This is a genomic window from Blattabacterium cuenoti (assembly GCF_014252095.1).
GTDB lineage: Bacteria > Bacteroidota > Bacteroidia > Flavobacteriales > Blattabacteriaceae > Blattabacterium > Blattabacterium cuenoti_F.
Genome location: NZ_CP059210.1, coordinates 169,495 through 189,309, shown reverse-complemented (window position 1 = coordinate 189,309; position 19,815 = coordinate 169,495). Strand labels below are relative to the sequence as shown.

19 protein-coding genes and 1 pseudogene are annotated in these 19,815 nt (G+C 28.2%); 9 read left to right on the top strand and 11 right to left on the bottom strand.

What is annotated here, in order from left to right; translation table 11 throughout:
• Nucleotides 1-11: 11 nt before the first annotated feature.
• The gene (gene rplT / locus H0H45_RS00875; RefSeq protein ID WP_185866730.1) at nt 12-359 is read left to right on the top strand and encodes a 50S ribosomal protein L20; all 348 of its coding nucleotides are present in this window, start codon (nt 12-14) and stop codon (nt 357-359) included.
• Here rplT and def read toward each other — a convergent pair.
• Both def and ruvX read right to left on the bottom strand, forming a co-directional pair.
• Entirely contained in the window at nt 349-891 is a 543-nt protein-coding gene (gene def / locus H0H45_RS00870; protein WP_185866729.1) for a peptide deformylase, read from the bottom strand. The two genes, rplT and def, sit on opposite strands and share 11 nt — an antisense overlap.
• Nucleotides 888-1,294: pseudogene (gene ruvX, locus H0H45_RS00865) on the bottom strand (Holliday junction resolvase RuvX). The gene def and the pseudogene ruvX overlap by 4 nt, the downstream one beginning before the upstream one ends.
• Before the next feature lie 88 nt (nt 1,295-1,382).
• On the opposite strand from ruvX, the gene H0H45_RS00860 reads away from it, so the two are divergent.
• From H0H45_RS00860 to H0H45_RS00845, 4 genes are read left to right on the top strand one after another with little or no spacing between them, the layout of a single operon-like run.
• Complete coding sequence (locus H0H45_RS00860; protein ID WP_185866728.1) at nt 1,383-2,207, top strand: 2,3,4,5-tetrahydropyridine-2,6-dicarboxylate N-succinyltransferase; 825 nt, start codon at nt 1,383-1,385, stop codon at nt 2,205-2,207.
• A gap of 6 nt (nt 2,208-2,213) precedes the next feature.
• On the top strand, nt 2,214-2,792 hold the full coding sequence (locus H0H45_RS00855) for an L-threonylcarbamoyladenylate synthase (protein WP_185866727.1): 579 nt from the start codon (nt 2,214-2,216) through the stop codon (nt 2,790-2,792).
• A gap of 6 nt (nt 2,793-2,798) precedes the next feature.
• Nucleotides 2,799-4,220 (top strand): CCA tRNA nucleotidyltransferase, encoded by a 1,422-nt coding sequence (locus H0H45_RS00850; protein ID WP_185866726.1) that lies wholly within the window; start codon nt 2,799-2,801, stop codon nt 4,218-4,220.
• 5 nt (nt 4,221-4,225) lie between these two features.
• On the top strand, nt 4,226-5,239 hold the full coding sequence (locus tag H0H45_RS00845) for a DHH family phosphoesterase (protein WP_185866861.1): 1,014 nt from the start codon (nt 4,226-4,228) through the stop codon (nt 5,237-5,239).
• On the opposite strand, the gene H0H45_RS00840 is transcribed toward H0H45_RS00845, so the two are convergent.
• The 3 genes from H0H45_RS00840 to H0H45_RS00830 are packed head-to-tail and all read right to left on the bottom strand — an operon-like array spanning nt 5,223 to nt 7,718.
• Nucleotides 5,223-5,777, bottom strand: a complete 555-nt coding sequence (locus H0H45_RS00840) for a thioredoxin family protein (RefSeq protein WP_185866725.1) — start codon at nt 5,775-5,777, stop codon at nt 5,223-5,225. The two genes, H0H45_RS00845 and H0H45_RS00840, sit on opposite strands and share 17 nt — an antisense overlap.
• A 22-nt stretch (nt 5,778-5,799) precedes the next feature.
• Complete coding sequence (locus H0H45_RS00835) at nt 5,800-6,606, bottom strand: zinc ribbon domain-containing protein (RefSeq protein ID WP_185866724.1); 807 nt, start codon at nt 6,604-6,606, stop codon at nt 5,800-5,802.
• A gap of 8 nt (nt 6,607-6,614) precedes the next feature.
• On the bottom strand, nt 6,615-7,718 hold the full coding sequence (locus H0H45_RS00830; protein ID WP_185866723.1) for a Nif3-like dinuclear metal center hexameric protein: 1,104 nt from the start codon (nt 7,716-7,718) through the stop codon (nt 6,615-6,617).
• 97 nt (nt 7,719-7,815) lie between these two features.
• On the opposite strand from H0H45_RS00830, the gene lipA reads away from it, so the two are divergent.
• Nucleotides 7,816-8,670 carry a lipoyl synthase gene (gene lipA, locus H0H45_RS00825; protein ID WP_238785235.1) on the top strand — a complete coding sequence of 285 codons (855 nt, stop codon included), beginning with the start codon at nt 7,816-7,818 and terminating at the stop codon, nt 8,668-8,670.
• A gap of 11 nt (nt 8,671-8,681) precedes the next feature.
• Here lipA and H0H45_RS00820 read toward each other — a convergent pair whose 3' ends face one another.
• Nucleotides 8,682-11,225, bottom strand: a complete 2,544-nt coding sequence (locus H0H45_RS00820) for a UvrD-helicase domain-containing protein (protein ID WP_185866722.1) — start codon at nt 11,223-11,225, stop codon at nt 8,682-8,684.
• A 75-nt stretch (nt 11,226-11,300) separates the two neighbouring features.
• Between H0H45_RS00820 and H0H45_RS00815 the strand changes: the two genes are divergently transcribed.
• From H0H45_RS00815 to accD, 3 genes are all read left to right on the top strand, one after another.
• Nucleotides 11,301-11,483 (top strand): hypothetical protein, encoded by a 183-nt coding sequence (locus H0H45_RS00815; RefSeq protein ID WP_185866721.1) that lies wholly within the window; start codon nt 11,301-11,303, stop codon nt 11,481-11,483.
• 407 nt (nt 11,484-11,890) lie between these two features.
• The gene (gene fbaA, locus H0H45_RS00810; protein WP_185866720.1) at nt 11,891-12,958 is read left to right on the top strand and encodes a class II fructose-bisphosphate aldolase; all 1,068 of its coding nucleotides are present in this window, start codon (nt 11,891-11,893) and stop codon (nt 12,956-12,958) included.
• Between the two features lie 4 nt (nt 12,959-12,962).
• Nucleotides 12,963-13,802 carry an acetyl-CoA carboxylase, carboxyltransferase subunit beta gene (gene accD, locus H0H45_RS00805; protein ID WP_185866719.1) on the top strand — a complete coding sequence of 280 codons (840 nt, stop codon included), beginning with the start codon at nt 12,963-12,965 and terminating at the stop codon, nt 13,800-13,802.
• A gap of 18 nt (nt 13,803-13,820) precedes the next feature.
• On the opposite strand, the gene guaA is transcribed toward accD, so the two are convergent.
• The 5 genes from guaA to purM are packed head-to-tail and all read right to left on the bottom strand — an operon-like array spanning nt 13,821 to nt 19,788.
• On the bottom strand, nt 13,821-15,356 hold the full coding sequence (guaA, locus tag H0H45_RS00800) for a glutamine-hydrolyzing GMP synthase (RefSeq protein WP_185866718.1): 1,536 nt from the start codon (nt 15,354-15,356) through the stop codon (nt 13,821-13,823).
• A gap of 36 nt (nt 15,357-15,392) precedes the next feature.
• A complete protein-coding gene (gene purD, locus H0H45_RS00795) occupies nt 15,393-16,628 on the bottom strand; it encodes a phosphoribosylamine--glycine ligase (RefSeq protein ID WP_185866717.1) in 1,236 nt (411 codons plus the stop codon).
• A 5-nt stretch (nt 16,629-16,633) separates the two neighbouring features.
• Nucleotides 16,634-18,178, bottom strand: a complete 1,545-nt coding sequence (purH, locus tag H0H45_RS00790) for a bifunctional phosphoribosylaminoimidazolecarboxamide formyltransferase/IMP cyclohydrolase (RefSeq protein WP_185866716.1) — start codon at nt 18,176-18,178, stop codon at nt 16,634-16,636.
• Nucleotides 18,179-18,228: 50 nt separating this feature from the next.
• A complete protein-coding gene (gene purN / locus H0H45_RS00785; RefSeq protein ID WP_185866859.1) occupies nt 18,229-18,786 on the bottom strand; it encodes a phosphoribosylglycinamide formyltransferase in 558 nt (185 codons plus the stop codon).
• Between the two features lie 15 nt (nt 18,787-18,801).
• Nucleotides 18,802-19,788: a phosphoribosylformylglycinamidine cyclo-ligase gene (gene purM / locus H0H45_RS00780; RefSeq protein WP_185866715.1), complete on the bottom strand. Its 987-nt coding sequence runs from the start codon at nt 19,786-19,788 to the stop codon at nt 18,802-18,804.
• Nucleotides 19,789-19,815 lie beyond the last annotated feature (27 nt).

The window sequence follows — 19,815 nt, the reverse complement described above, 5'->3', positions numbered from 1 at the left end:
TTAGAAAAGTTATGCCAAGATCTACAAATGCGGTTTCTTCTAGACGAAAACGTAAAAAAATACTTAAATATGCAAAAGGATTTTATGGAGCAAGAAGTAAGGTTTATACCGTGGCTAAAAACGCTGTAGAGAAATCTTTTAGTTATGCTTTTTCAGGAAGAAAAAAAAAGAAAAGAGATTTAAAATCTCTTTGGATTCAACGTATAAACGCTGGAGCTCGTTTATATGGAATGTCTTATTCTGTATTTATGAAAAAACTATCTGATAAAAACATTAAACTTAACAGAAAATTTCTTTCCGATTTTTCTATGAATGATCCGGATACTTTTAAAAAAATAGTAGAAAATATCACTTCTTAGGGTTTTTATTTCTACCCAAAAGAGTCTTTAGTTTTTTTTCTATGAGTTTTTTCTTACTAGAAGAGAAATAATCTATAAAAAGTTTTCCTTCCATATGATCATACTCATGTTGAACCACTCGAGCACATATTCCTTTTAGAGTTTCTTTCTTTTTTTTCCAATTATGGTCATAGTATTCTATTGATACGTGAGACTTTCTTTTGACATATCCCATGATCCCAGGAATACTAAGACAGCCTTCATTAAATTCATATTCTTTTCCATGGATTTTTAATATTCTAGCGTTAATAAAAACTTCTTTATAATTCTCTATATCCTTTCCATTTTCTAATAAACAGGAAGTTTCTACTATAAAAATTCGTATATTCTTTCCTATTTGAGGAGCCGCCAATCCAATTCCTTTCACTTTGTGTATCGTGTCGAACATATTTTTGACTAATTCCTGTATTTTTTTTCTACAAGAGTAAATATCTATATCTATGCATTTTTTTCTTAGAATAGGATTTCCATAAACGACTATAGGTAATATCATAGATTAATTTTTTTTTCTTTTTTTGTAAGATAAGATTGTAAAATGATTGTTGCACTAATTTTGTTGATAAGTCCTTTTTGTCTTCTNCTATCATAGTATAAAAAGCCATTTTAGATGTAAAACGTTCATCTATTCGTTCTATTCTAATTTGAGGATTTTTTTTATGAAATTTAGAAATAAAATTCTGAATAGATTTTTCTATTAAAGCATTTTGGTTGTTTAAAGTTTTTGGTAATCCTATAACAATGTTTTTTATCGATTCTTCAGCTATAAGGATAGCTAAAAAACTCATTAAATTTTTAGTTGGAATAGCATTTAGTCCAAATGCAAATTTTTGTAAAGGGTCTGTTATAGATAAACCCGTTATTACTTTTCCATAATCTATTCCCAATATTCTTGTCATTCTTATTTTAAAAATATAACAAATATATACTTGTTATCTTATTTTATTTTTACTAATTTTGTTTTTGAAATATTTCTTGTAGGATTTTATGAAAATAGATCAGCTTAAATTAGAGATAGAAAGGGCTTGGAAAAATAAAACCGTATGGTCTACAGATAGTAATATAAATAAATTCGTGATTCATGTTATGGATCTTTTAGAAAAAGGATCTATAAGAGTTTCAGAGTTATTAAATGGAAAATGGAGGGTTCATGAATGGATAAAACAGGCTATAATCATGTATTTTTCCATTAAAAAGATGAATTTGATTGAATTAGGTCCATTAGAATTTTATGACAAAATTCCGATCAAGAATAAATTTAAAGAGAAAGGAATTCGGGTGGTCCCCCCTGCTGTAGCGCGTTATGGATCTTATATTTCTCATGGGGTAGTTCTTATGCCTTCTTACGTAAATATAGGAGCTTATATAGGAGAAAAAACGATGGTAGATACTTGGGCAACAGTAGGGAGTTGTGCTCAAGTCGGAAGTGGAGTGCATATCAGTGGTGGAGTTGGAATAGGAGGAGTTTTAGAACCTATACAAGCTTCTCCAGTGATTATTGAAGACGATGTTTTTATTGGATCTAGATGTATTTTAGTCGAAGGAGTTTGTATAGAGAGAGAAGCTGTGTTAGGAGCTAATGTAGTTTTAACCGCTACTACTAAAATATTTGATGTTACAAAAGAAAAACCTATGGAGAGGAGAGGTTACATTCCTAAATCTTCTGTAGTCATTCCTGGGGCTTTTCCAAAAAAATTTCCTTCAGGAATCTATCAGGTTCCATGTGCTCTTATTATAGGGAAAAGAAAAGATAGCACAAATAAAAAAACCTCTTTAAATGAAGCCTTGAGAACTCATAACATTGTTTTGTAATTTTTCATGTCTTTTTACGAAGAAATAGAAAAAAGTGTAAAAATATTAAAAAAAGGAAGAAGTTTATTATATCCTACAGATACTGTATGGGGTTTAGGTTGTGATGCATTTAATATAAAAGCTATAGAAAAAATATATAAAATAAAGAATAGAAGTTTTTCGAAATCTATGATTTTTTTAGTAGAAAGCATGGATCGTTTATGCGAATTAGTAGAAGATATCCCGTTTTTCGTAAAAAAAATACTTCAGGAAAATCATAGAAAAAAACCTATCACTATAGTATACGACAATCCTAGAAAAATAGTTTCTAAATTAAATCCAAAAGCTAAAGATAATACTTTAGCTATACGTTTAACGATGGATCCTTTTTGTTCTCGTTTAATTCAAAATCTAGATAGACCCATCATATCTACTTCTGCTAATTTATCAGGATTTCCTACTCCTAAATCATTTTGTGAAATCAGTCCTTCTATTTTAAATAAAATCGATTATGCGGTCAACTTCCGTAGAAAAGAGATATCTAGTTTTAGTAGTTCTTCTATACTAAAAATTGTTTCAAATAAAGTGAAAATATTACGTATGTAAACTTCCATGAAGTTATTTTCTGCTATTCATAGAAATATATTTCGTATTATTAGTCTTTCTGCTAAAAGAATACAACAAGATTGTTATGTAGTAGGAGGTTATGTTCGGGATTTTTTACTTGGTCAAAGAATCTATAAAGATTTGGATATTCTAACTATAGGAGAAGGGATTAGATTAGCCAAAGAAGTCTCTAAACACATTCACCCCACTCCTAGAATAAATATATTTAAACGTTTTGGGACCGCTATGTTAGAGTATAAAAATCAAAAAATAGAATTCGTAGGATCTAGAAAAGAATCATATTATTTATACAGTAGAAAACCGATCATAGAGATCGGGACCTTGCAAGATGATCAAAATAGGAGAGATTTTACAATTAATACTTTAGCCATTAGTTTGAACGAAAGAAATTACGGAGAATTAATCGATCCATTTGGAGGATTATCAGATTTAGAAAGAAAAACATTAAGAACTCCATTAAATTCAGATGTTACTTATTCTGATGATCCATTGCGAATGATGCGAGCTATTCGATTGGCTACTCAACTTCAATTTTTTATTGAAAAATCTTCATTTCAATCTATTCAAAGAAATAGAAAAAGAATAAATATTGTTTCTATGGAAAGAATTATAGAAGAATTCAATAAGATTCTTTTATCTAAAAAACCTTCTATCGGATTACTTTTATTGTATAAATCTGGATTATTATCAATTATATTACCGGAATTAACTTTATTGCAAGGAATAGAAGAAAAAAACGGATATAAGCATAAAGATAATTTTTATCATACTTTGCAAGTAGTAGATAATATTAGTCAAGAAGAAAGTAATTCTATTTGGTTAAAATGGGTAGCATTGCTTCATGATATAGGAAAGGCCTATACTAAAAAATTTTTACCAAAAATAGGTTGGTCTTTTCATGCACATGAATTAGTAGGATCTAAAATGGTTCCAAAAATATTTCAACGTTTGAAATTGCCAAAAGGAGAACCTATGAGATATGTAAAAAAAATGATACAAAATAGTTATAAACCTGTTGCGTTAATAGGAGATAACACTGGTGATTCCGCCATCCGTAGATTGTTATTTGACATGGGAAAAGATATTGAAGATTTAATCAAACTATGTATAGCGGATATTACTACGAAAAATTTAGAAAAAAAAAATCGATATATAAATAATTTATTTCTTCTCCTAGAAAGGATTAAAAAACTAGAAGAAAGAGATCGGATTCAAAACTGGAAATCTCCTATATCAGGAAACGATATCATGAATGCTTTTCATATCGCTCCCTGTAAAAAAATAGGAGTCATAAAAAATTTTATTAAGGAATCTATTTTTGAAGGAAGAATATCCAATGAATTTCATTCTGCTTATTTTCTTATGTTAAAAAAAGGAGAAGAATTAGGATTGAAAAAAAAATCATGAATTATATGTTATTTTCTTTCATTAACGAAAATGAGAAAAAAAAAATAGTATTAGTCCCACATACTAATCCAGATGGAGATGCTTTAGGTTCCTCTTTAGCACTTTTATTTTATTTGAGAAAACTTAAACATGATGTAGATTTAATATCTCCTACAGAATATTCTGAATTTTTTAAATGGCTTCCTGGAAGTGAGGAAATTCTTATTTTCTCTGAAAAGACTCAATTTTTGGTAAAAAAAAAGATTGTCGATTCAGATTACATTTTTTTTATAGATTTTAATAATTTATCAAGGATAAAGATCTTTCGGAAATTTTTTACAGATTCTCAAGCAAAAAAAATATTAATAGATCATCATCCATCCCCTTCTCCTTTTTATTTTGATTTTATGTTTTCAGATCCTACGGTTTCAGCTACTAGTATTTTAGTATTTAGATTGATATCTAATATGAAAAATTTGGATAAAATTGATAAAAATATAGCTACATGTTTATATGTTGGATTGATGACGGACACTGGTTTTTTTCGTTTTCCTTCTGTAACATCAGAAACTCATTTTATTGCAGGTCAATTAATAGAAAAGGGAATTGATATTGAAAAAATATATAATCATTTACAGGAAAGATATAGCGAAAATAAATTAAAACTTTTGTCTAAAGCTTTGGAAAAATTAAAAGTGATAAAAAAATATCGGACAGCTTATACAAGTATTAAGGCTTCTGATATAAATTATTATCCATATAATCATGGAGATACAGAGGGTATCATTAGCTATGGCTTATACATAAAAAACATAGTTTTTTCCGTTTTCTTTTTTGAGGAAAAAGAAAAATCTCCTATTAGAATTTCTTTTCGTTCCAGAGGAAATTTCGATGTTAATATTTTTGCTAGAAAACATTTTGGAGGAGGTGGACATAAAAATGCGGCAGGAGGACTTTTAGAAAAAAGTCTTTCAGACTCTATCGATTATTTTTTAAGTATTATTCCTAATTATCATAAACATCTTATATTTTCCATTTGATATTACATCCATAACTAGGTTTTGTAGTTAGAGATGTTTCTATTCCTTTTAAAAGTCCTTCTAATACTTTTCTTACATCGTATCCTGTAACGGGGATTCCATTTTCTGGTCTAGAATCATCTAATTGTCCATGATAACATAAATCTCCTACCCCGTTAAATATAAAAAATTCTGGAGTGCATTGAGCTCCATAATACTTAGCTACTTCTTGTTTTTCATCAAAAAAATAAGGAAAAGGATAACCTAATTGATGAGAGATTTTTTTCATATTTTCCGGAGAATCTTCTGGATATTTTTCTATATCATTAGAATTGATGGCTAAAAAGAAAACTCCTTTATGGAGATAATCATTAGCTAAACGGACCAATTCTGTATTAATATGTTTCACATATGGACAATGATTGCAAATAAACATAATTACAGTCGCCTTATCGGAAAAAAAATCTTGAAGAAATTTATTCTTTCCTGAAACCGTTTCTAATAATTCAAAATTTTTTATTTTTATTTTAATTTCATCAGAAGAATAAGTACGTACCATAATTATTTTCTATTATATAAGGTTATTTTTTCTTTTTTTTTGAACAAAAAACAAAAGATTTTTTCTTCTCTTCTTCAGCTAATTCCGCATCTATTAATATTCTTCCACTATGTTCATCTATTAAAAGTTTCTTACGTTGTATCAGTTCAGAATACTTCTGAGGAGTAATGGCAAGATAAGAACCTAATGGAGCTCCTCTTTGTACTGGAGCTACAGCTACTCCATTTTTCACTCCATTTCTTATTTTTTTGTAAGTTTTTAATAAATTATCATCTACTTTTTTAGAAAAAAAATTAGATTTTTCTAGTAGAATTTTTTCCTCTTTTTCATTCTCTAAAAGAATCTGATTTAATTCTTTTTTTTTATGAAAAAGATGTTCTTTTTTATGTTGAAAAATCTTTTCTTTTTTTTCTAATATTTCTTTATTTTTCTGAATGTTCAGATTGATTTCTTGAATTCTTTTTTTAGATAATTGAATTTCTAATTTTTGATAATCAATTTCTTGATCAAGAGAATATAATTCTTTGTTATTTTTTACATTATCCTTTTGTTTTTCGTATTTTTTTATCAAAATCTCTGAAGATTTAATCTCTTTATTCCTTTTATCCAGATTCTTTTTTAGAGAATGAATGTCTTCCTGAAGAAGCTCCAATTTTTTTTTCATTCTGTCTAGTTCTTCTTCAAAACTTATAAGTTCTATAGGGATATTTCTACGGAATTTTTGTATGTCATCTATACGAGAATCGATTAATTGAAGATTATATAATACCCGTAATTTATCTACTACGGTTCTTCCTAACACTTCTTGTTCTTGGATTTTATTTTCCATAATATTTTTCAATAAAAATATTGAACTGGATTTGTATGAATTTCTGATTCATAAATAGGTAGATGAATAAAATTTTTATCTAAAAAAGATTTTAATAAATTTTTCGTGTTTTTTTCCAATTCATAATGCCCTATATCTACAATCAAAATTTTTTTTTCTGATTTGAAAAAATCATGATATTTGAAATCTGAGGAGATGAAAACATCGGATTTTTCCTTTATAGCCTTTTCAATTCCAAAGCGACCTGAACCTGCTATCATCGTAACTTTTCGAATTTTTTTTCCTGTTAGTGGAGAATGTCTAATACAGGATAAATTCATCTTCTTTTTTAAAGAAGAAAGAAAATCATATTCATTCATCTCTTCTAATAAATATCCTATTCTTCCTATTCCTAGATAGGGATTGTGATTTTCAATATTATAAATCTCGTAAGCGACTTCTTCATAAGGATGATTTTGAAAAAGTGCATCTTTAATTAGATTCAATTTATGAGATGGAAAAACGACATTAATACAAGTTTCTTTTTCCATATGAAAACATCCTTTTTTTCCGAAAAAAGGTTTGGTTTTTTCATTTCCCATAAAACTCCCTAATCCATCAAAATTATAACTACAATGACTATAATTTGAAATGTTTCCAGCCCCAGCCTCAAATAAAGAATTTCTTACTTTTTCCGAATAATCAATTGGGACATAAGTGGTTAATTTTTTTATAAATCCTTTCTTTGGGAACAGGACTTTTTCTTTAGTTAATTGTAAAAGTTTAGAGATATAAGAATGAGTCCCCTTCCATATCGAATCTAAATTAGTGTGAATCACATAAATAGACACATTATTCTTTAATGCAGAAATCAAAACTCTTTCTGAATAAGAATCTCCAGTTAAGCTTTTAATGGGGTTAAAAATAATAGGATGAAAGGAGATTATAAGATTACATTTTTTCTTTAAAGACTCTGCAAAAACTTCTTCCGTGAGATCCAAGGTAATCAATATTTTTTTTACTTTTTGATCATATGAACCAACCATTAATCCTATATTGTCATAAGATTCTGCATATTCTACAGGAGCTATATCTTCCAATTTTTCAGCAATATCTCTTACTAAGACTTCCATAAAAAAAAACACAGAAAAAAACAAATTTATAAAAAAAATTGATTTTATTATCTTTGGAGGAAAGAATAGGAGAAAAATAGAATCCTTAAAAACTATCATGAGCTTAATTCAAAAAAAACCTAATTGGATAAGAGTGAGAATTCCAATAGGAAAAAATTATAAGAAGTTACAAAACTTAGTTTATTTACACAAATTAAATACGATATGTCAAAGTGGAAGTTGTCCTAATATAGGAGAATGTTGGGGGAAAGGAGTAGCTACTTTCATGATATTGGGAAATCTTTGTACAAGATCTTGTAAATTTTGTGGAGTAAAAACAGGACGTCCTGAAAAGGTAGATTGGGAAGAACCAGAAAAAGTAGCTAGATCTATTAAAATATTAGAAATTAAACATGCTGTTCTTACTTCTGTAAATAGAGATGATTTAAAGGATATGGGTTCTTCTATATGGGTAAAAACTATACAAATGACCAGATATCTGAATCCAGATATAACTATAGAAACTTTAATTCCTGATTTTCAAGGAAATAAAAAAATAATAAATAAAATTATAGATACCCATCCGGAAGTGATTTCTCATAACTTAGAAACCGTTTCTAGATTAACAAAAGAAATTCGTGTTCAAGCTAAATACGATAGAAGTCTTAAAGTTTTACAATATATCAAAGAAAAAAATAAAAATATTCGTACAAAAACGGGAATCATGTTGGGTCTTGGAGAAAAAGAAGAAGAAGTTTTAGAAACTCTGAAAGACATTAAAAATTCTCAAGTAGATATCCTAACTATAGGACAATATTTGCAACCTTCTTTAAAACACTTTCCAGTTCGTTTTTTTGTTGATCCAGATAAATTTCAAGAATTGAAAGAAATTGGATTAAAAATGGGATTTAAATATGTAGAAAGCGGACCATTAGTTCGTTCTTCTTATCATGCGGAAAAACATGTAAAATAAAAATTCCTTATTTAAGAATTCTTTCCAAAAGAATACTGAAATATGTTTTCATTCCATAATTTCTTTTCATGAAGAAAATTTTTAAGGTAAAATGAAACCGACTTATCATTTCCATGTCTAGAAAAAATGATAAGATGTTCCATCGGACGGGTAGTAGCTACATATAATAAATTAAGATTATCAAATCTTGTTTTGGAGAGATAATCCTCATAAATTTTTATGAGAGAAGAATCCTCTATATATTTTTTTAAACTCGGTTCTATATCTAAGTATAAAGTCTCCAATCCATGATATAAATGAGGACTGATATCTATCCAGGTTCCTTCCTTTCTTTTTGAAACTGCATTCCAATCTGCAAAAGGGAGAATCACCACAGGAAATTGCAAACCTTTAGACTTGTGAATAGTCATAATGCGAATAGCGTCTATTTTTTCAGAAAAAGTGATACTTTCTTTTTCTTTTTTGGATTCCCAATATTCTAAAAAATCTCCAATAGAATTTCCTACAATTCTCATAGATCTATGAATAAAATCTAAAAAAGAATAGATAGAAGCAGTATTGTATTGATTTAATAAACTCAATCCAGAAATTATATTTTCTGCTCTATTGTATAGAGATGGATTATCTAATAAATCATTGAAATTTAATTTTTTTAGAAAAAGATCTAATGGTAAAAAAACAGTTTCTATTAGGAAATCATGATCTTTTTTTTTAGTGAAAATTAATTTATTTTTCAATAGCAATAAAATTAAAGTAGCTTTCTTTTGGGAACAATAAGGTTTGAAAATCACATAAAAAAACTGGATAATAATTTCTATTTCTAAATGATTTTTTATGAGAAGAGAAACAGAAGTATTTACAAGAAATCCATCTTCCATAAGTTTTTCAGACAAAAAATTCCCTTCTTCGTTACTTCTAACCAAAATGGCTATATCTGATAATTTATACTTCTGTATAAATAATTTTTGAATTTTTTCTTTTATTTGATTATAAACATATTGTTGATAATTTTTTTTTTCTCTGCGAAAGAAATTCAATTCTACATATCCTCCAGGTTTTCTAAATATTTTTTGTTGAGATTTTTTATATATATCTTGGTAGATGGGGTCATGAAAAAATTTAGATGCTGATAGATAAAGGAAATTATTAAATTTTACAATTTCTTCAAAACTACGATAGTTGGTCTCTATGGAGACTACTTTTTTACGGTAATATTTAGAGGAATAATGAATAAGATGAAGAAAAGTCTTGGCATCTCCACCTCTCCAACCATATATAGATTGTTTAGGGTCTCCTACTATCATAGCTGAGCCATTTTCCGATAAAGCATTTTCAACTAGGATTCGAAGATTTTCCCATTGTAAAATGGAAATATCTTGAAATTCATCTATCAAATAATGTTTATATTGTATTCCCTTTTTTTCATAAATGTGTGGAAAAGGATCTTGAAAAATTCTTTCATAAAGAATTTGATTTAATTCAGCATTCAAAAGAATTTCTTTTTCTTCTTTTAAGGATTGATATTTTTTTTCTATTTCATGTATGATGGATAAAAGACTCAAGTTTTTTAAAAAAAATTTATCTAAGAGATAGGAGGAAATGTTTTTTTTATATAAAGAATTAGTTTTTTTATATAAAAAAAGTATTTCTTTTTTATTTTTTTCTATTAGATTTTTTTGATTGACATCTATGTTTTTTTTATAGAATGCCCCTAGTTGAATATTTTTTTCAAGACGTTTGTTATTAACAAATGGATTTAGAAAAATATCTCCCATACGGAATTTTTGAAAAAGTTTTGGTAAGTCTAAATAAAAGAAGGACTTTTTTTGAATAGAATTTTTTTTTAAAAATTCAAAAAATTTCTCTCCTTGTTTTTGACACATTTTTTCAAATTCTTGAGTTCTATTTAACAAAGTATTTTTTAATGTGATCCAATTATCTAAAGAATGCATTTTCATTTTTTTCATAGGAAAAAAACTATTCTCTTCTACTATAAGAAGGGCCAGTTTAAATATTTCTTTGCTGATGTCCCAATTTTTTCCTTCTTTTAATTTTTCCAAAGAAAATTGTACCAAAAGAGGCGACCACTTTCCTGAATCGGTTAATAGTTTATCTACAAGCTCCCACAAAAATTTTTTTGTATCCATTTCTAAATTTATCTTTTTCTTGTAAAGAATGGATCGAATGGTCCGGTAAGTGAATTTGTCTATAGTGCTTATGGAAAAAGAAGAAAAATCATCCAAAATTGCATATAAAATATTTTTAGAACGTTCGAAGAGTTGATCTTTTGTTAATTTCAAATTTTTTGTAAGATGATCGAATAAAAAATGATATTCCTTTCTAATTGTTTGATTAGAAAATTCTTTTATACATTGTAATATTCTTTTTTTTATTTCTTCAGAAGCTTTATTGGTAAAAGTTATAGCCAAAATACGTTTAAACTCTTCAGGATGAGGGCTTTTTAATAGAAGATAAAGGTAATTTTTTACTAAAAAAAAAGTCTTTCCAGAACCTGCTGAAGCGTTGTATATTTTTAATGTGGATGGAGCCAGCATAAAAAATTCATGAATGATCTTTCTAAAGATAAAATTAAAATCGTTAAATTTTGAAAAAAATATTTTTTTTTCCTTATGACAAAAAAGGTTCAAAAAGAAAAATATTTACTTACAAAAAATGTTTTCATAATCAACGGAAAAAAAGTTTATTTTTCTAATTTAGAAAACTATGTGAAACAAAAACCGAATAAAAAAATACTAAATCTTTTTCCTGTAAAATTGATTAGGAATAAAAAAGTGTTAAATCATTTATATTAAATGGGATTCCAAGAAATGAGTATTCTAAAATATGTCTAAATTTTCTTTACAAGGAAAATTAATTTTTCCATCCTCGTTTTATAGAAAAAAAACCAGACTTCCTATACGAACGAAAAAAATAAAAAAAACATTCGAAAAATATATAAAAATGGAAAGAGAAAATCTTCTTTTTGAAGATTATTTCATAAATTCTATTATTTATAATTAGGAAATGAATCAAACTCTTGATAAGAGAAAAAGAAACCCGTTTGTATTACGTAAAAATATAGAGATTTCTGGAAATATTTTATTCCCTTTAGAAAAAGATCACACCTTTGATGAATTTTTGAATTCACACCCCCTTTGCCTTTTTAGAAAAAAATTCTTTTTTTACATTTGTTTATCCTTAAATTAAATTAAAACAACACATGTCTAAAAAATTTCCTTATGGAGTAGCTACTGGTAGCCTAGTAGAAGAGATCTTCGAATATGCTAGAGAAAACATTTTTGCTATACCTGCTGTCAATGTTGTTGGATCTAATACCATGAATTCTGTAATGGAAACCGCTGGAGAAGTGAATTCTCCTGTAATCATTCAATTGTCCAATGGTGGCGCTATTTTTAATGCAGGAAAAGGATTAAGCAATGAAGGACAAAAAGCCGCTATCAAAGGAGCTATAGCTAGCGCTAAACATATTCATGAATTATCAGAATTTTATAAAGCTACGGTGATTCTTCATACAGATCATTGTTCTAAAAAAAACCTTCCATGGATAGACGGATTACTAAAAGCTAACGAAGAAAATTACAAACGTTTTGGAAAAACGTTATTCAGTTCACATATGTTAGATCTTTCTCAAGAATCTTTAGAAGAAAACATCGGAATTTGTGAAAAATACTTTGAGAGAATGAATAAAATTCAAATGACTATTGAAATAGAGCTTGGAGTAACAGGTGGAGAAGAAGATGGAGTAGATCATTCTAATTTAGAAAAGGATAAACTTTATACTCATCCTCAAGAAGTCGCTTATGCCTATGAAAGATTGATTAAAATAAGTAAAAAATTTATGATAGCTGCTTCCTTTGGAAATGTTCATGGAGTATACAAACCTGGGAATGTTGTTCTACGTCCGATCATATTAAAAGAAACTCAAGAATATATACAAAAAAAATTTCATACTAGAGAAAAACCAGTTTTTATGGTTTTTCATGGAGGTTCAGGATCTTCTATAAAAGAAATTCAAGAATCTATTAATTATGGAGTGATAAAAATGAATGTAGACACAGATTTACAATATGCCTTTACTTGTGGAGTCAGGGATTATATGAATAAAAATAAGAAATATTTAGAGAAACAAATAGGAAACCCACAAGGAACAAATATTCCAAATAAAAAATATTATGATCCTAGAGTATGGCTGAGGGAAGGAGAAAAATCTTTTAAGATGTCTCTAAAAAAATATTTTGAATTAATGAATAATATTAACACTTTATAAAACCATGGCGTGGTTTTTAAGAAAAAAAAAAAATATTATTACTCCTATAAAGGATAGAAAAGATTTTCCTAAAGGTCTTTGGTATAGGACTCCTAGTGGAAAAATCATAGATACAGACGAACTCAAAAAAAATGCCTATGTGAGTCTGGAAGATGGATATCATGTAAGAATTCACAGTCAAGAATATTTTGAAATTCTTTTTGATAAGGGAAATTTTTCAGAAATGAATGTTAAAATGATAAGTCAAGATCCTATAAAATGGATAGATTGCAAAAAATATACAGATAGAGTTAAAGAAGCAAGAAAAAAAACAAATTTGTATGATGCTATTAGAACAGGAGTAGGAAAAATGGAAGGGTTAGATATGGTAATCTCCTGTATGGATTTTTCCTTTATAGGAGGCTCGATGGGGTCCGTAGTGGGAGAAAAAATATCGAGAGCTATCAAATATTGTATTGAAAAAAAAATTCCATATGTATTGATATCCAAATCTGGAGGAGCAAGAATCATGGAATCTTCCTTTTCATTAATGCAAATGGCCAAGACCATAGCTAGATTAACCCAATTGCGAGATTCAAAGATTCCTTACATTTCTGTTCTGACAGATCCAACAACCGGAGGGGTTACCGCTTCTTATGCCTTACTTGGAGATATAAATATAGCGGAACCGGGAGCTTTAATTGGATTTGCTGGTCCTAGAGTTATTAAGGAAACTATAGGAAAAGATCTTCCAGAAGGATTTCAAACTGCAGAGTTTCTCTTAGAACATGGATTTATAGATATAATTTCTTCTAGGATTGAATTAAAAAAAAACATATATAATCTTGTTTCTATGATGATATAAAAAAACCGTTTATTCCCATTATTCCCATTCAATAGTCGCCGGAGGTTTAGAAGTAATGTCATATACTAAACGGTTAATTCCATCTACTTCATTAATAATTCTATTGGAAATTTTTTCTAAAAAATTGTAAGGTAAATGGGAAAAGGTAGCGGTCATAAAATCTTCCGTTTTTGTTACACGTAAAACAGCTACATATTCATAGGTTCTTTTATCTCCCATAACGCCTACAGATTTTACCGGTAATAATACCATAAAAGCTTGGCTTACGGATTCATAAAGATCTGAATTTTTTAATTCTTGTAAAAGAATACTTTCTGCTTTTTGAAGGATAGAGACTTTTTTCTTATTTACTTTTCCAAGAATACGAATACTTAATCCAGGGCCAGGAAATGGATGACGGTATAAAATTTCTTTTGGGATTCCTAATTTTTTTCCTAGATTTCTGACTTCATCTTTAAATAATTCTTTTAAAGGTTCAAGCAGCTTCAACTTCATGAAATCAGGTAAACCTCCTACATTGTGATGAGATTTAATAGAGAAATTTTTATGAAATGTAGAAGACTCTATCACATCTGAATAAATAGTTCCTTGTGCCAAAAATTCTACATTTTTAATTTTTTTTGATTCTTTTTGAAAGATAGAAATAAATTCTTTTCCTATAATTTTTCTTTTCATTTCAGGATCAATCACTCCATCTAAACTAGAGAAAAAACGTTCTTTTGCATTTATGATTTTAATAGAAAAATTCATTTTTTTACATATATGGGATATTTTTTCTTTTTCTTTTTCCAGAAGAAATCCCGTATCCACAAAAATACAATATAAAGAATCTCCAATAGCTTTTTGGATTATATAAGCGGCTACAAAAGAATCTACTCCACCTGAAAAACCTAGTATAACTTTTTTACTAGATACACGTTTTTTTATGTTTTCTACAGTTTTTTGGACAAAATTATTTATTTCCCAATTTGGATGACATTTGCATATATGAAGAATAAAATTTTTCAAGATTTGGATTCCAAATTCTGTATGATTCACTTCTGGATGAAATTGTAGAGCATAAATATCTTTATTTTTGTGAATTAAAGCTGCAATAGCACAAGAGTGAGTATGTCCGATTCCTTTTAATTCATTTGGAATATTTTTCACTTCATCAAAATGACTCATCCAAACACATGATTTTTTAGGAATTCCATGAAATAATTTATTTTTAGGACAATCTATAATAAAATTTGTTCTTCCATATTCTTTATACTTTGATTTTTCTATTTTTCCTCCAAAAAGAAAAGAAATAAGTTGCATCCCATAACAAATTCCAAGTATAGGAATATTTAATTGAAATAATTTTCTAGATATTAATGGAGGTTTTTCGTCATAAATAGAAAAAGGACTTCCTGATAAAAGAATTCCTTTTGGTTTTTTCAATACGATATTCGAAATAGGAATATTATAGGGATACAAAATAGCATAAACCCCTATTTCTCGAATTCTTCTAGCCATCATCTGGCTATATTGGGAACCAAAATCTAATATTAAAATAAAGTCTTTTTTCATAAGAATTTTTTTCTTATGACAAGGAAAGAAAATAAACTATAACCCGATGTCTTTTCTAAAATATAAGTTTTCAAAATGAACTTTTTTGACTTTATTATAAGCATTTTTTCTAGCTTCTTCCATAGAAAATCCTAGTCCTACCACATTTAAAACACGTCCTTTTGAAGTAATCCATTTTTCTTTTTCTTTTTTAGCTCCAGCGATATAAAAAGGTTCTTTTAAAGAGTTTAACCCCTCTATCACTCTTCCATCTTGGAATTTTCCAGGATAACCTTTTGAAGATAAAACAACACAACAAGAACATGATTTTTTCCAAGAAATAGATATATCTTTCTGAATAAGAATGGATTGGATAATGTGTATGAAATTACTATTCATTAATGGCAATAAAGTTTGAGTTTCAGGATCACCTAGACGAGTATTGTATTCTAATAAAAATACCCTATTTGAATGGATCATTAATCCAAAATAAATAAATCCAAAAAAAATTAATTTTTCTAAAAATAAACCTTCTAAAGTTGGTTTTAGTATATTTTCTTTGAAATCTATCCAAATATCCCTTGTCATATATGGATTAGGAGAAATTCCCCCCATTCCTCCTGTATTCTTTCCTGTTTCTTTCTCTCCAATCTTTTTGTAATCTTTTACGGATAAAAAAGGAATAATATCTTTTCCATTAAAGATAGACAATATAGAGGATTCTTTTCCTTGCAAAAGTTCTTCTATGATCACTTGATTTCCAGATTTTCCAAATTTTTTCTCTATCAGGATAGAATTCAAAGCTTTTTCCGCTTCTGTTTTATTATGTGTTAATAAGACTCCTTTTCCTTCGGCTAATCCTCTAGTTTTAATAGCTACGGAATAAGTTGTTTTATCTAAAAAATTCATAGCTTCTTGATAAGAAGAAAAAACTTTATATTTAGGAGTACGTACTCCATATTTTTTCATAAATGATTTAGAAAAAATTCTGTCTCCTTCTAATCTAGCGGAAAAATGAGGCGGTCCAATTATTTTTAATCCATCACTTTGAAATACGTCTACAATTCCATCCCATAGAAAAGTTTCAGAACCAACAATAGTGACATCGATAGCATTTTTTTTCGCAAAAGAACATAACTCTGATGTAGAATGAAAATTTTCTATATTTTTTCCTATTTGACTGGTTCCTCCATTTCCAGGATAAAAATAAATCTCCATGGGAGAAAAATCTTTTAAGATTTTTTTCCCAATAGCATGCTCACGACCTCCACTTCCAAGAATTAAAATTTTCATAATTTTTAATGTTTAAAATGTCTTTTCCCCGTAAAAGCCATAGCTATTCCATATTCATCACAGGCTTTGACAGATTCTTCATCACGTATAGAACCTCCTGGTTGAAGAATAGCCTTTATCACCCCAGAACGAGCTGCTTCATCTACTATATCACGAAAAGGAAAAAAAGCATCAGAAACAAGTACTAAATTTTCTTTTTCTTTGTTTTTTTCTAAAGCTCTTTCTATGGCTTGACGAGCTGCCCAAATTCGATTTGTTTGACCTCCAGAAATTCCTATAGTTTGTGTTCCTTTAGCAACAACAATTGCATTAGATTTTACATATTTTACTACTTTCTGAGCAAAAAATAAAGATTGTATTTCCTGATCGGAAAATTTATTTTTAGTGACAATTTTATAATCTGAATAAAAAAGATGATCTACTTCTTGCACTAAGATCCCTCCATCTATTTTTACATATTCTAGTCTATCAGAAATCGGTTCATCTATATTAATTATTCTCAGATTTTTTTTCATTTTTAGAAGATTTAATTCCTCTTTGTCATAGCTTGGAGACAAAATTACTTCTAAAAAAAGACTGTTTATTTTCTTTGCTAACTCTTTCGTGATGGGAACATTAATAGCCATAATTCCTCCAAAAGAAGAAATAGGATCAGAAGAATAAGTTTTTTGAAAAGCCTCCATAATATTTTTTCCTAATGCGACTCCACAAGGAGTGGAATGTTTCACTGTACAACAAGCTGGTTCAGAAAATTGAGATACCACTTTCCAAGCTATATCCATGTCTCTTAAATTATTAAAAGAAAGTTCTTTTCCGTGTAATTGATGAAAATTCCGCATGGATCCTCTATCAATCGTACTGACATAATAAGCCGCTTTTTGATGGGGGTTCTCTCCATAACGGAGATTCATTTTTTTTTCATAAGAGCAATGTAAATAAGTAGGGAAATTTTCTTCCGTAAGAAGATATTTAGAAATAGCAGAATCATAAGCAGAAGTGAGATTAAAAACTTTTCCAGCTAATTTTTTTCTCAAATTTAATGAAGGAAATCCATATTCTTCAATTTCCTTTTTTACTAGAAAAAAATCCTTTTTATCTGTAATAGGGGTTACATGAAAAAAATTTTTTGCTGCTGCGCGTAGCATAGATGGCCCTCCTATATCTATAAATTCCATTAGTGAATTATGATTATTTCCCTTGATGATGAGGGATTTTTGATACAATTTTTCAAAAAATGGATAAAAATTAACTAAGACAATATCAATGGGAAAAATTTTGTGAAAACGGATAGATTCCATATGTTTTTCCAGGGAACGATTTGCTAAAATTCCTGCATAAATATTAGGATGAATGGTTTTTATTCTTCCATCTAACATCTCAGAAAAAGAAATGATATCCGATATTTCTAAAAGATTAGATATTCCATGTTTTTTTAAATATTGAAAAGTCCCTCCCGTAGAAATAATTTGATATTCATTTTTATCTAAAAAACTGACAAAATCAAATAATTCTTCATTTTTTTCATAAACACTAATCAAAGCTCTTTTCATAATAATAATAAATCAATTTTGTATACTATCCAATAAATAAAAACAATAAGCTACAGATTCTTTAAAGATTGAATGAGAATCTCTTTTTCTATGAGAGATATTTTTGTGGATAAAGATATGGGAGTCTCTTGTGAAGAAATTTTACATGATTTTTTTAAAATTATGTTTCCTGAATCTATATCTTTTGTCACATAATGAACTGTAGCTCCTGATATCTTTTCTTGATTATTGAGAACTTTTTGATGGACTCTCATTCCGTACATTCCCTTTCCTCCATATTTAGGCAAAAGAGAAGGATGAATATTAATGATTTTTCCAGACCATTTTTCACAAAATTCTGCATCTAGAATAGAAAGAAAACCAGAAAGAATTATAAAATCTGGAAGATCTTTTATCAAAATATGGTCTATCTCTTTAGAGAGAGTTTTAGTCCTTTTTAAAGAAAAAGTTTGAATATTTTCTTTTTGTGCATATTGAATAGCTCTACAAGATCTATCAGAAATTACTAAACTTACTTTAAACTTGAAAAGTTCTCCATGAAAAATAGATTGTATAATCTGCCGCAGATTAGTTCCGTTTCCAGAAACTAAAACAGCTAGTTTTTTCATCATATATATAATTTTTTATTTCAAAAAAACTCTTTTATTTCCTTTAACTAGATGACCAAATACAAAAGGATTCTCTCCTAAAGCATATAATCTCTGCAAGAGGGAGTATTGATCTTGAACGGAGGCTATGATAATCATTCCTACTCCCATATTAAAAGTATCCCACATTTCCTGATCAGATAAAAACCCTTTTTCCTGAATATGATTGAAAACAGGTTGAACAGGTATTTTTTTCTTTTCTACTATAGCTGACAAATTATCCGGAAGTATACGAAATAAATTATCGGATATTCCTCCTCCTGTCACATGAGCTAATCCATGTATTAAAAACTCTTTTAGCAAAAGATGAATAGGATCATGATAAATTCTAGTTGGAATTAAAAGGATCTCATAAAATGGTTTTTCTTGAATCCTATGCATCAAAAAATCTTCTTTAGAAAAAATCTTTCTAATTAAAGAAAAACCATTGCTGTGAACCCCAGAAGAAGGAAGTCCAATTAAAATATCTCCTTCCTGGATAGTTTTTTTTCCATCTATAATATTTTCCTTATCTACTATTCCTACACAAAATCCAGCTATATCATAGTCTTGATCTTGATAAATTCCAGGCATCTCCGCAGTTTCTCCCCCAATAAGACATGTATTAGTTTTTTTACAAGAGACAGCTATTCCCTGTATTATTTTTTCTACAATATTAGAATCCAATTTTCCACAAGCTAAGTAATCTAAAAAAAACAAAGGTTTTGCCCCATGACATAATACATCATTAACGCACATAGCAAAACAATCTATCCCAATGAGATCATATTTTTTATAATCAATAGCTAAACGTAATTTAGTTCCTATTCCATCTGTCCCAGATACTAAAACAGGTTCTTTGTAAGTGCATAAAGATAGTTGATATAGTGCAGAAAAATAATCCAAGTTACTTAGAACCTTTTTGGTATAAGTTTTTTCTAAAATTAGACCAATTTTCCGTATGGTCCGATGACTTTCTTTCATGGTGAATTTATTACAAGAATTTATAAT